The 13,561-nt window shown below is 41.7% G+C and carries 11 protein-coding genes; 2 read left to right on the top strand and 9 right to left on the bottom strand.

Features of this window, described 5'->3' with window-relative positions; all coding sequences use genetic code 11:
* Window positions 1-31: 31 nt before the first annotated feature.
* Window positions 32-484 (bottom strand): MarR family winged helix-turn-helix transcriptional regulator, encoded by a 453-nt coding sequence (locus AB4Z50_RS30880; protein ID WP_441885377.1) that lies wholly within the window; start codon window positions 482-484, stop codon window positions 32-34.
* Window positions 485-700: 216 nt separating this feature from the next.
* Here AB4Z50_RS30880 and AB4Z50_RS30875 point away from each other — a divergent pair, with 216 nt between their 5' ends.
* Window positions 701-919 carry a hypothetical protein gene (locus AB4Z50_RS30875; RefSeq protein ID WP_441885375.1) on the top strand — a complete coding sequence of 73 codons (219 nt, stop codon included), beginning with the start codon at window positions 701-703 and terminating at the stop codon, window positions 917-919.
* Window positions 920-1,158: 239 nt separating this feature from the next.
* The gene (gene mprF, locus AB4Z50_RS30870; protein WP_441885373.1) at window positions 1,159-3,807 is read left to right on the top strand and encodes a bifunctional lysylphosphatidylglycerol flippase/synthetase MprF; all 2,649 of its coding nucleotides are present in this window, start codon (window positions 1,159-1,161) and stop codon (window positions 3,805-3,807) included.
* Between the two features lie 52 nt (window positions 3,808-3,859).
* Here the strand turns inward: mprF and AB4Z50_RS30865 are convergent, their stop codons facing one another.
* The 8 genes from AB4Z50_RS30865 to AB4Z50_RS30830 form a co-directional block, all read right to left on the bottom strand.
* On the bottom strand, window positions 3,860-4,639 hold the full coding sequence (locus tag AB4Z50_RS30865) for a squalene/phytoene synthase family protein (RefSeq protein WP_076270964.1): 780 nt from the start codon (window positions 4,637-4,639) through the stop codon (window positions 3,860-3,862).
* 375 nt (window positions 4,640-5,014) lie between these two features.
* Window positions 5,015-5,611 carry a YdcF family protein gene (locus tag AB4Z50_RS30860; protein ID WP_441885371.1) on the bottom strand — a complete coding sequence of 199 codons (597 nt, stop codon included), beginning with the start codon at window positions 5,609-5,611 and terminating at the stop codon, window positions 5,015-5,017.
* A 43-nt stretch (window positions 5,612-5,654) separates the two neighbouring features.
* A complete protein-coding gene (locus AB4Z50_RS30855) occupies window positions 5,655-6,509 on the bottom strand; it encodes an AraC family transcriptional regulator (RefSeq protein WP_441885369.1) in 855 nt (284 codons plus the stop codon).
* A gap of 23 nt (window positions 6,510-6,532) precedes the next feature.
* The gene (locus AB4Z50_RS30850) at window positions 6,533-7,339 is read right to left on the bottom strand and encodes a sugar phosphate isomerase/epimerase family protein (RefSeq protein WP_441885367.1); all 807 of its coding nucleotides are present in this window, start codon (window positions 7,337-7,339) and stop codon (window positions 6,533-6,535) included.
* A gap of 28 nt (window positions 7,340-7,367) precedes the next feature.
* Window positions 7,368-8,105: a phytanoyl-CoA dioxygenase family protein gene (locus AB4Z50_RS30845; protein WP_441885365.1), complete on the bottom strand. Its 738-nt coding sequence runs from the start codon at window positions 8,103-8,105 to the stop codon at window positions 7,368-7,370.
* Window positions 8,106-8,287: 182 nt separating this feature from the next.
* Window positions 8,288-10,132, bottom strand: a complete 1,845-nt coding sequence (locus AB4Z50_RS30840) for a sensor histidine kinase (RefSeq protein ID WP_339203793.1) — start codon at window positions 10,130-10,132, stop codon at window positions 8,288-8,290.
* 21 nt (window positions 10,133-10,153) lie between these two features.
* On the bottom strand, window positions 10,154-11,731 hold the full coding sequence (locus AB4Z50_RS30835; protein ID WP_441885363.1) for a response regulator: 1,578 nt from the start codon (window positions 11,729-11,731) through the stop codon (window positions 10,154-10,156).
* 32 nt (window positions 11,732-11,763) lie between these two features.
* Entirely contained in the window at window positions 11,764-13,401 is a 1,638-nt protein-coding gene (locus AB4Z50_RS30830; protein WP_441885407.1) for an extracellular solute-binding protein, read from the bottom strand.
* Between the last annotated feature and the right edge of the window lie 160 nt (window positions 13,402-13,561).

Raw genomic sequence — 13,561 nt, 5'->3', positions numbered from 1 at the left:
ACTATATGTCCGAATATAACAAGCGTATCGCTTACTCATACGCTTTAATAATTTTTCTGAGTAAAACATGTAGATGTGCCGCTTCTTCCTTGGTTAGCAAATGGTCCGATTTCTCTTTCGCTTGTGCAACAGCATTTGAAGCTTTCAAGGACATTTCTATCCCTTGCTCGGTTAAATAAATTCTTTTCATTCTTGCATCCGAGTCATGCGCACGCCTTACAACCCAGCCTCTCTTCACCATCCCGTTGATTAAGCTGGTTACACTCGATTTGTCTATAAATAGCAGCTTCTCCAAGTCGGCATTCATCACGCCTGGTTTCATAGCGAGCAAATGAAGAGACTGTGATTGCTGAGGAGTGAGGCCGAGCGGTCGAAGCGAAGTTTCAATTTCACGCCGAATATTCGTAAATGCCAGTTTTATAAGCAATGTACTGCTGTCCTCTTGCTCCCAAGGAAAACGAGTAATGTGATTGTCTTTTCCCATTCAGAGCACCGCCTAAACTAGTTTGAATTCAAACTAATAATAAGGATGTAAGATTGCTTTGTCAACGAAAATTAACTGGACTGCGCTCGTTAATCTCCTTTTTCTAGTCTATAACTTCAATTCTCTTGTTTCATTTCATATAAAAAAGGTTATAAACAATAGAATTAACTGCATATAATCAAATAGCTTGTTTCACATTACAAGGAGGATTCAATCATGGACTATATTATTAACAAAACATTTAAAAACGTGGATGTATACTTTGACGGCTCTCATTATATTGGCTGCTCATTTATAGACTGCACGATTCATATAACATCACTGCGTTTTAATTATGATCGCTGCACGTTCTCTGGTTCAAAATTCAAGCTCAGCCCTAAAATGCTTATGCTGAAAAACGTTTATTCATTATTGCCTTCATCTATAACTGGATAAACGAATGTACAAGCCTAAACCTTATGTCCAGCTTCAGGGAAACTAAAGTTTAAAAACTTTAAAACCTCTGAGCGCTGGACATTTTCTTTTTCCCATAAAAAAGATGTTCCACGTCGTTCACATTTCGGTTTAATTTCCTAATTGAGGAAACATTAATGAGTAAGCAGGCTATACTTTATGTGTCCCACATGGCAAAATAATGAATAGTAAGGGACAAACCATACATAAGGGGAATATTAATGAAATGGATTCGCGAAATAGCTTACAAGCTGCATCTAATTAAGCTTGTATCCATCCTATACCGTGCAAGAGTACTGCGTTTTCTACTGCCAGTTGCTATTATCGCCTTTGTTTACTTCGAAGGAAAAAAACAGTTCCGTGAGATCCACTGGGGAAGAATGATCCATGAGTTTCATCACATGCACCCCTTTACGATTTTTCTTCTGCTCAGTTTCTCCATGCTCGCTGTCTCTGTCATGAGTACTTATGACTTGTTGATTCGCAAGCATTTTCATTTAAAGATTGGGATTTGGGATACGATTCGTTATGGATGGATTGCAAACACCTCAAACAATTTGATTGGTTTTGCGGGTCTTACAGGAGCAGGGCTGCGATCAATTTTATATCGAAATCGAGAGGTTCCCATCGGGAGTATTGCTGCTTCTGTTGCCTTTCTTTCGACGATAACTTTTACAGGTCTATCGCTGCTAGCATGGCTGTGTATTATCGGCATTTTCCCTGTTCAAGCATTGCTGAATGCTCATCCATGGCTTACCTATGCGATGTGGGCAATCGCACTGTATTTACCGCTATTCGTGCTGCTTCAAAGAACCTCGCTTTTCTCCAAATGGATTAATCGGAATCGAGGACAATTGACTTGGCGCATTATGACCGCTTCCGTTGGTTCTTCCTTTTTGGAATGGTTTTTTGCTGGTATGACCTTCTGGCTTATTGGAGCAACATTTATTCCTGAACTTACATTTACAAACGCGCTTGGAATTTATACGTTAGCAGCAATAGCCGGCATTATAAGCATGGCGCCTGGCGGTATCGGTGGTTTTGATTTAACGGCTATATTAGGCTTACAGCTGCTCGGCTTTCCACCTGATAAATGCGCGGTCATCCTTGTTCTGTTTAGAATTCTGTATTATTTTGTGCCATGGTTAATCGGCCTTATGATGGCAGCATTCGAGTTTCCTATGAACCGGAAACGATCGGAGCAGTCTGATAGCGGCATCATGGATCGAGCATTAAATATTTGGCAAAGCGTTTGGCGCTGGCCGGGACAATTTGCGTTTATCGGCGAGGTTGGGGCATGGTCACTCGGTAAGCTTGTATTTGCGAGTGGGGTCATATTGCTGCTGTCCGCAGCGACACCCGCTTTACTTTACAGGATACATTTTACGGAAGAATTGGTTTCGTTTCAGATTATGAGGCTGTCTCATCAATTAAGCATCATCATCGGCATTATGCTTATCATGCTGTCTCGCGGTATTTCACTTCGAGTGAAGCGAGCCTATTACTGGACACTTTTCCTGCTTTGTGCTGGTTCCTTCTTCGCACTTGCCAAAGCGTTTGATTACGAGGAAGCTATATTTCTACTCATTGTCGCGTTGCTGTTATGGATTTCAAGACATCGATTTTATCGATTGGCTATACCCGTAGGGATTTATAATGTGCTAGGCTGGGGGCTTATTACACTCTTAATCACCTATGGTTATTACCTCATCGCATCCCATTCGTATCCGGCATTTCTCAAACATCTGCCAAGAAAGGCTCACACCACATGGCTGATAGATCCAAGCCAGCATACGATAGCTGCGATATTTGGTCTCTTGGTTGCTTGGCTCTTCCTATCCTTGCTTTATATGTTTCGTCCTAAGCCGCTCGCCGTTTTAGAAACAGCCAAGGATGAGCAGTTGAAATTAAAAGCTTTTCTTGAAAAGGAACAAGGAAATTTATTGACGCATATGCTCTTTACCGGTGACAAGAGCTTCTTCTGGGCGATGAAGGATCAAGTGTTAATACCCTATGCGAAAATTCGAAATAAGCTTGTTGTGCTCGGTGATCCTTTAGGTCCCAAAAGCATGATTAGCGAAGCGATTCAACAGTTTCAGCAATTTGCCGATCAGTTTGCGGTAGAGGTTGTATTTTATCAAACGACACCTGACTATTTACCGTTTTATCACGAAAACGGCTATCGCTTTTTTAAACTGGGTGAGGAAGCATTGGTTCATCTGGACAATTTCACGCTTGTCGGAAAACAAAATGCCAGTCTTCGGGCGGTTAAAAACCGCTTTGAACGTGAGAATTTTCAATTTGAAATCGTACATCCGCCTCATGATAAGCAGTTGTTAAAGAAACTGTCGTTCATCTCTGACCAATGGCTGGACGGAAAACACGAGAAGGGTTATTCTCTCGGATGGTTTGATGAAGATTATTTGCAGCTCGCGCCCATTGCGCTATTAAAAAATTCAGATGATCAAATTATTGCTTTCGCTTCTTTGACGCCTGCCTATGATGGTACGACCTTATCTGTAGATTTAATGCGCTATTTAAAATCCACCCCAAATGGAACGATGGATCAATTGTTCATTTGCCTTATGGAGTGGGCAAAAACAGAAGGATATGCGCAATTTAATTTAGGGATGGCTCCACTTTCGAGTGTAGGCCAGAGCCAAAACGCAATAAAAGAAGAGAAGCTGGCACGCATTCTGTTCGAGTATGGCGGAAGCTGGTATGGCTTTGTTGGACTCCGGCGATACAAAGACAAGTTCTCACCACATTGGGAGCCTCGCTATTTGGCGTATCCTTCGACAGTATCATTACCGCTCTTGCTAGTCGAGCTGGTACGGTTAATCTCACGGCACCCGAATAAAAACAAATAAAAGCAAAGCCCATGGAATCCCATGGGCTTTGCTTTTATTTATAGAACAAGCTCTAATTAATGCTGCCTACAAGCTTCATAACGGCGTCTCGCGTTAATTTGTTACCGCCAACTGCAATGAGATTAATGGTTGCATGTGCCAGCGTAAGCGGAATTTTGCAAAACTCTAGCGCAGGACCGCCTTTTAAATCAGATATATACGAATCCGCCAACTTCAGGTTGCGGCGCGTGTACTTAATCATTTCTTTCTGTCCCCAGCCTTCAGGGAAAAAGTCTACGCCACGTTCAAGATCCTCTGTGCGATTACGCAGAATATTTACGGCTTGTAAGCCTCTTCCGAAAGCAACTGCTTTGATTCGGTCTGATTTCGTGCCATCGTGCCAGAACCATATGTCAGACAACATTTCCCCTACCATACCGGCAACACTATAAGTATAATTATCCAGATCCTCTTCCGTTCGGATATCCCAGCCTTCATGAACCCAATCAGCCATCTGCTTGGCCATTGTCGCTGTATGGTTATAAACGACATTCGTAACCGTCGGAGGACATAAAAGCGCCCATTCATGAATTCTCATCGTAACTTCCGGCAGTGTTTCTGCATAAGGAGAAAGGAGTTTTTGCGATTCATTAATCACATCATCGGAACTAAACGCATCATGAATGCCAAGCAATAATTCTGCTTTCACCTCATCTGCTAGCGTCTCATGATCCTCAATTTCATCAATTGCTCTCATACACAAATAAGCGGATGCAACTGCATCCTTTAAACCTGACTTCAACCTGCTGATGGGAATATAAAAAGTACGACTTGTTTGCTTTAACATGATCATCGCATCATTCAAAATAAAAACTCCTTCATTATGGCAGCTTTACTTTTAACTTGTTTTAATCGTTAATATTATAATACCATACATGGATTTAGATGTGCACCGCAACTGTGATTTCCTGCGTTTATCCTTCTTGATTTAGGAAGAACCTGTAACCGTATCCTTAATATCGGAGGCTTTTGGCATAATTATTCAGTTAGGATGACACATTTCCCTCTCCTTTCATTTAAACGCAGCCTTACTTCCTGAAACGATACCCTTAATAAAATACAAAATCCCGAATGTTAAACTCATCCAATTGAGTGTTTAACTTTCGGGCTGCAAAAAAGATGAGCTGTGATACAGCAGTTTATTTATCATAAGTGGCTTCTTTTATTCTTACTTTAAAAATAATATTTTCAGCTGATAACCTGTTAAGAAGAACGTTTCTCTTAAAAGAAAAGGAAGCTTAGTACCCAAACTCTTGTAGGCTGACGTCTGAGTTGGTGAAGAGTAAGCATCCATACCTAAGTGTCTAGTCATAAGAAGAGCACGCTTCATATGCAAAGGATCGCTGACGATGGTAAAGGTATTGATTTGTTGTTGTTGTGCTATCGCATGGGCATTAGCTAAATTTTGTTCCGTGATTTTTGAATGCTCTTCAAGAACAATATCCTCACCTGGAACCTTATACTGCATAACATATCGTTTTGACACTTCCGCTTCAGACAAGGAATCTCCCTTACCTGTGCCTCCCGTAACGATTATTTTCTTTATGTATCCATTGTTATAGAGCCAAATGGCATGATTCAATCTGTTCTTTAGAACTGTCGACGGTTTATCGTCCCAGACTGCTGCCCCAAGCACAATTGCGGCATCTGTGTAAATGAGCTCATTCACCTTAGCAAACGAAATAATGCTCCATACTGCATAGAGAATATAAACAAAACATAAAAGCACAGCAATTGCTGTGCCTTGTATAAGTCTCCTTCTCACTGCTGTACCCTCCTAACATGGCATATAGGTTTATACGTCACATTTATGGCCGAATATATTTTTTCCGAAACTCTCGAGGTGATTTCTCATACTTTTTTTTAAACGCTCGTTCAAAGTTAGGCAATGTATTAAAGCCCGCGGCATAACATACTTCCGTTATCGGTAAGATTGAACTGCTGAGCAATGCAGAGGCGAACTGAAGCCTTTTTCCTTGTAGATGCTCTTGAAATGATGTACCTGTATGCTTTTTGAAGCATTCGCTAAAATAATTGGCTGATATTCCTGCATATCTCGCTATTTCATCTAATGAAAGCGGCTCTCGAAAATGATGTTGAATATAGATGATCGACTTTCTAATGGAAGAAGGGATTGCGCTAATGGCTACATAGTCGTCAAGCAAGCGCTGATGCCCGTTATTTCTATAGAGATGGATGAGTATTCTCTCAAAACTTCCCTGCACCAGCATGCTGCTGCCTAGCTGCCACATCTGTGATTCATTCCAAATCCGAGTAAATTCCATTTCAATTTCACTAGCACTTTCGTCACGAAAAGTATGCAAATGAAGCGATACCTGTTCAAATAACATTTCTGTCAGCTCTGGGCGGATAAATGATTCATCAAAAATAAGATTAAACAAATGAATCGTTTGTCCTTCATCTGGGATGATCTCATGGAAATCTGCCGTTGTCAGCAGAAAAGTCATTCCTTTCTCTAAAGGAAAAGGCTCTCCGTTTATAACATGAGTTCCTGTACCAGACACTACAAAGCCCATTTCAAAAAAATCATGCCAATGGGCAGTAATTTTGTTATCGATCACATGTTTGAAAATCTTATAGGGGGATGACAAGGTCAAAAAGTTTTTACCAAGCAATCTCTCAGGTGTTAACTCATACTTCATGACGATTTCCCCCTATCAGACTTTTATTGGTCAAACCATTCGGCATATTTGGCAGCCATATAATCGGTCATCCATTGATTTACTTCTATTAAATTAACAATAGGCTTATTGGTAAAGGGCACCGTTGGCATATAATTCGGTGGACCGAACTCTGCTGTAAAAGTTGTCCAAGCTCTTTCCTTTGCAGCTTGCTTCATAAATATCCGCTGCCACCAGCCTGTAAATAAAGCAAGCTCCGATGCGTATTCAGGTGCGCCAGGATGTGGCACTTGAGGTCCCTGCGGAAATCCGACACGGCCATGAACATGTATGCTGCGATCAATAGCAAGAGCAAGCTCATCCGCATGATTATCCAGATGCGACTCACATACGTTCACCCAATGGCTGAAGTCTGCAGTGATGCGCAAGTCAGGAAAACGCTTCAGCAATCTTGCAGTTGTCCATGGTGTAAACATCGCTCGGCTGCGATGGGTTTCATGCCCGACCTGCAGGCCAGACCTTTGTTCAATTGTAAGTGCTCCTTCAAAAAAACGATCCTGCTCAGCTTCTGACATGCTGTCTCTAGCGCTTTGCGAGTTAATAAACAGCGGATTAAAATCCGTTGCTCGCATGACTTGTTTCTCGAAGCTATCGAGATGGTCATCATGTGTACTTACCTGCGCGATGAAGGCCAGCTTATTTGTTTCCAATGCCGCTTTAAAGGACTTTTCTTCAGAGGCAGGCGGCAGCTGCGCTTCTATTCCAAAGTAACCTGCTTCTGCTGCATATGTCAAAAGCTCCTCATAGCTACCCTGCATTCCCCACAACGCTTTTATTCGTCTCAATTCCAATACCTGTCCCCCCCTTTTGTTAAGCCTATTATACATTGACAAAAGGATTGCCGGCTAAATCTTTTCCACGCGCTAGCCAGATTTTATGACCACGGTTCTTTTCAGTATAGACTTGCGCATCCGTTGAGAAATAACGCATCGTATAACCACAGCGGCGGAATTCACTTTTGTTAGGAGCTGCACCATGTATGATGCGAGAATCATGGACAGAGCACTCGCCTGGCTCAAGCTCGAAATAAACGGCCTTTGACTCATCCTTATTGCGAATTTCCGTATCAAAAATGTTGTCATTGCCATCCACCTGCTCGTACTCCGAGAAACCATTGTTATGCGTTCCCGGGATGACGCGCATACAGCCATTTTCCTTAGAGCTGCGGTCAATAGCCAGCCATACGGTCACAATGTTATCAAATCGGCTAAGTCGTCCGTTCCAATATGCGGAGTCTTCATGCCATGGCGTTTGCTTGCCAATAAGCGGCTCTTTGCAGATGAAATGACTGGACCACAAGCCAATGTTAGGACCAATTAAAGGCTCTACCAGATCAAGCACTTCATCGCTTAATAGAAACTTAAGTAGACGCTCATCACGGAAATGCGGGGTATCGAGCTCGCTGTTCAGCTTCCGGCCCACAAGCTCCCATTGCTCCTCAAAAATATTAGTCAGCTCTGTCATCTTATCTGCGCTAAACAACTGTTTCTTATGCAGCGCGTAACCATTTTCCTTATAAAATTGCACTTCTTGCTCCGACAATGTAGATATCGACATCAATATCGCCTCCAATAAAAGTAGTGTACTGCTATAAAATGATCATAACGGAGCAGGAGCAAACTTACTTCTTATCCCATCGGCAAAAGTATGCATATCTTCTGATCCAACTGCTCGCTTATCTAGAAAATAAATTTAACATGCAAAAAGCCGCTTCCTAATGGACGCGGCTTTTTCGTTGTTTATCCTGCAATATTTGGAATGCATTCTTGAATAATAAGATTCCTTTTCCTTGCTGGAATCCTTATATGGACAGTTGTTCCAATACCTATACGACTGAATATGGAAACCCCATATTCAGAACCATAGTGAAGCTTGATTCTCTGATCGATATTTCGAATCCCATATCCAATGTTTCCTTTATCTAGCCCGCTGAATATTTCATCAATTCGCTCCTGCGGCATGCCGAACCCGTCGTCGATTATCTTATAATGCACTGTGTTTTCTTCCATATAGGTAACAATCCGAATATGAATGCGATCTCCGCTCCATGCGTGCTTAAGCGTATTTTCAATGAAAGGCTGCAAAATAAGCTTCACCGTCTCAAAAGGCCATATATTCTCATCAATCTCGAATAATACTTCCAGACGTTTCCCGTACTTAACCTTCTGTATGCTTACATATGCGTTGGCCTGCTCCATCTCCGCTGCGATTGGAATCATCGTACGGCCTGAATTCAGCGTAAGTCTATAAAACTTCGCGAGCTCCAACACCATTTTTTGCAGTTTTTCATTTTCCCCGAATTTTGCCAGCTGGTTGATCGATGAAAGGGTATTGTATAGAAAGTGCGGATTGATCTGAAGCTGCAGCATTTCCAGCTCAGCCTCTTTTTTCTGAAGCTGCGTCAAATATACCTTATTAATTAATGCCTCTACATCCTCGCCCATTCCGTTTAGCGCCGTTGCAATTTGAGAGAATTCATCCTTCCCTCTGTAGGCAATTCGCTTATGCAAATCCCCCTCGCGGAAAGCATTCAACACCGATACAAATTTCAAAATTCGTTTGGAGAAATAACGTGAAATAAAGACACCCGCAAACGTTAACAAAACAAAGCTCAGTACGCAGATGAAAATAATAAATGCCCGTACCTTCGCAGCTTCCTGCTCGATAATGGTAAGTGGAACTTGCGCCACTAATGTCCAATTCTGATTGAGCAATTTTTCTTCTATTCTTAAGTACTCTTGCTTATCGCTATTTTCATTTGTCGATACATTTTTGTTTATTTTCGAAACTGGTTTGGTTGAGCCTTCCGGAAGCTGCCCAGAGGAGAAAATAACGTATCCCGTAGAATCCACGACTGACAGCATGCTGCCGTCGCCAAGCTTCGAGAAGTCAACGCTATTAAACAGCTCCTTCATCTGAACGCTAAACCGCATAATAGCCAGCTCTTCAACTTCCAATGGATTATCGGTGTCGACGATACGTCGTATCATTGAAATACGATGATCTCGTACATCCTCTTCAACCTGCTTCCACTCCATAGTCACGCCGTATTCTTCTTTTGGAATGGATGTGTACCATAACTTATCCTGAATGCGGCTCATATGATAAATATCATAGGTTTGCTCTTTGGATTCATCGTTATCGGCAGCATTGTCTTTCTTCCATCTATTCTCATAAATTTGGTTCACCGTTTTATTATGAAAGTAGACCGACAACCTTAAATTCATCCCAATAGATTTCGAGGCGCTTTCTAGCTTTGGGCTAATGATCTGATTCATTCGATTTAAATTGGCAATGCCTATTTCATCAACTCGAATGCTCTGAACCAGATTATAATCATCATAAAGCGTAGACGATATTCGGACGATATCATCTAGTTTATACTTCACGTTGTCGCGCATTTGCTCCATCGTTCCTTCAATATTCATACGCGTCTGCTTACGCATGGAAGAGTCATACATCGAATGTGACACATAGAAATTGACAACGACCAAAATAACGATAAAAATCATATAGGACAGCATAAGCTTGTATCCGATCGGCATATATCCGAGTCTCTTTCTATTCTCCCGGACTATTTTCATCTAAAGCTCCCCCATTAATGATCAATTCTCTCTCTTCCGATATTCCATAGGTGTCATGCCAAACTTCTCCTTAAATTGTCGGCTGAAATAGGGAAGATAACGATAACCAACCTGATCGGCAACTTCATAAATTTTTATCCCGGGTTGATTGAGCAGTTCACATGCTTTCTCCATACGCAGATGCACGAGCAGTTCATTGAAGGTATGACCTGACTTTTCTTTTATTAAAAACCCCATATAGCTAGGCGAGAAAGAAAACTGCAGCGCCATATCTTTAAGGGTAATATTTTCACTCATCCTCTCCTTAATTGACTTCGTGACGCTGCGTATAAACTTGCTGTCTTTCATGACGTTTTTCTTCTGCAGGCGTTCAGAAATTTCATATAAGAGCTTTACAAGCCATGAACGTATATCGTTAATCGTTTCGAATTGCATTAAAACTTCGAGATGGTGAATATCAATACCTAGCAGTTCAAATAAATCCTCATTCATTTCGCTTAAATATTGATCCAGCTTCCATATAATATAGCTGGTCATATGATGAACAGTAAATCTGGAGCGAAGACTAGAAGCCGATGCAAACAAGTTCTCGAATTCGTCGTAAATCCGAACAAGCTCATATCCTTCCATAGCCTTTAATAGTGCTTTCATTCGTGTATCCAGAATCCGAGCGTCCAGCATGCCTGGTTCCGCTCTGACCTCTTCATATTTGATGATATCCCCTTTTCCAAGAAACATCTTGCCTTCAACAGCTTCTATCGCTTGTCGGTAGGATACTTGCAGCTTTTCTATCGAATGAACTGCTTCACCGAGGCCGGTTGTTATCGATACCGTTAGATGCTGCGAAAGCGCATTGCATAACGTTTTGACGGTTTGACCAATAGCTTTGTCTTCCAGCAATATAGCAATGCGTTGAGATGACAGCTTGCAGTATGGCAGCATGCCTATCTTTTGAATCGTTTCATGTACAATTTGAAGAGAGTTGCGCGACCATTCTCTCTGTGAAGATGCGTTCTCGGTTTGTCTCAACGACTGATTATCCAGTTCCATAATCGCAACACGGATAGGCCAGTTCAATTGATCGAAGCCATAGTGTAAAATCAGCTTGGACATGGAAACGCCCTCCGTTGTTTCCAATCCTTCCAACACATGAATCAAAAAGTCGCTTTTGGCAATCGGAATCATTTGTTGATAGGCTTCTTCCACTTCACGCTGCTTGTTCTCCTCATCAAGATCCTGCTTCACCTTTAACAAAGACGACACCAATTCATTGTCATCCATTGGCTTTAGTACATAATTGTAAGCCTTTAAAGATAACGCCTGCTGTACGTAGCTGAACTCCTGATAGCCGCTAACGAATATAATACGCATATTAGGTTTGCGTTCGAGTGCAATTCGGGCAAGCTCAAGTCCTGACATATAAGGCATATTAACATCGCTGACTAATATATCGATGGGCTGCTCATCTATTATTTCGCATGCTGATAATGCATTATTTACGCTGCCCTTCACTTCCATTCCAAGCTCAGACCAAGGAATAAACCGTTTCATTCCTTCCAGATCGAGTTCTTCGTCATCGACTAACAATACCTTATACATAAGAGCAGCTCCTTCAAGTTAACAAATTTACGTTACTCTTGATTTAATACTTTTAAGTTTTCTTGCCACTTCGACGTAATAAAATCTAAATATTCTTGAAAACCTGATTCCATCGAATCCTTATGCGCTAAATCCAATATCTCTAATACCTCTTCATCCGTTTGCCCGTACATCGCATATGAGCGCGCGCTTAACCATATTTCTTTCACCCGCGCAAAGATTCTGCCTTCGTCAGAATTTGGTGTCGGTTGCAAATTGATAAACGGTGTTGCATCCCCCTGAGATTCCCAAGTTACCTTTTGCTGCCAATATGTAGACCAGTTTCGCTTGTCCTCAGGCAATGTTTTTTCATAATCGCTTTTGGTTTGATCGAGATATACCGTGTTGCCAACCCAAATCAACTCGCCAGAGATTGCTTGTATTTCACTCAGCCCATCCGGGTCTGATGTGTATTTGCTCGTAAATTTTGGCGTTATTCCATCTTCTTTGAAGCCATCCCAGTACCCGTTTGGCCCCGGCGGGCCCCACATCTGAACAGCAGAACCTTCCGGCCCTGTCATCCAATCCAGCATAGCGAATATCGCTTCTGGATTTTTTGCGCTTGTCGTTATTGTAGAGACATTCCAGCCAAGCACATTGTATGTGCCAGGATAAATCTTATTCGGATCCAATCCTTCCTTATAAATAGGATCGATAAAGATATAACCATCCTCCGGATTTTTCCTTACAAGCTCTGCATTAGCCAACATCACTTGACGCATAGGGTCCGCACTGGCATAAACCGCCACTTTACCGCTCATAAGCTTCTCACTTACCTGATCATCCGTTTGGGTCCAAGCATCCGAGGTAATCAATCCTTCACGCACAAGCTTTGCTACAAATAATGCCGACTCGCGAAATCCTTCATCTTTATAGATCGATGTCATCTTATCTCCACTCGTTACAGCGTAGTAGCGAGTAAAGCTATAATTATTTTCCTTGAAAGCGGAAAATAATTGATCAATTCCTTGCCCCTCACTGGCAATTCCTGTTTCAAAAGGTACGACGTCAGGATAGTTGGCTTTTACTTTATTGAGGTAATCATAAAGCTCATTTGTCGTAGATAGCTTAGGGGAACCTAATTCCCGATATATTCGTTTATTAACGACATAACCTGCGTTGCCGTACGGTTTATTAGTGTAATAATTTGGAAAATAATAAATATGTCCATCTGGTGCTCGAAGCAAATCTAAAATTTTAGTGCCTGCCCATTTTTTTAAATTTGGATATTTATCTATATAGTTATCGAGCGGTACGAGTAAGCCCGCTTCACGCAAACGTTCCAGATCATAACCGCGATCACCCCAAATGATATCCGGCAGCTGCTTGCTGGCAATCATCTTTCGAAGCTTCTGCTTTCCGTTTCCTTCTACGTCGATTCCTTTGATGTGAATATTAAGATTATCCTTAATCCACTTCGAAGAGGGATCTGCGCCCCACTGCGGCATCGAATAATAACTGTAGTGACCATAAAAAGAAATATCAAGCCTTTCTTTGCCTAGTTCATAGAGCTGATCGGGAGGTAGATTTATTTGTATTTCTTCCGTTGTTCCCTCATCAGTTATTGGAACTGGTTTACTGTCTACTCCACTGCAGGCGACAAGCATACTAACAATGAAATAGACCAACATGAACCGCAGGAACCTCTCTTTCTTCGCGTACACTGACCAAGCACCCCTTATATGAGCAGCATTTTTTGAAAAATCTCCCTTTAATAATATCAAAATAAATGCAAGCTATATATATAAAAGTTAAGTATAACCAAAAATACAGAGATATCCCAAGTGATCC

Origin of the sequence: Paenibacillus sp. 2TAB26 (assembly GCF_052115145.1) — a bacterium.
Taxonomy (GTDB): Bacteria; Bacillota; Bacilli; order Paenibacillales; family Paenibacillaceae; genus Pristimantibacillus.
This window is presented reverse-complemented; position numbering and strand designations above follow the sequence as displayed.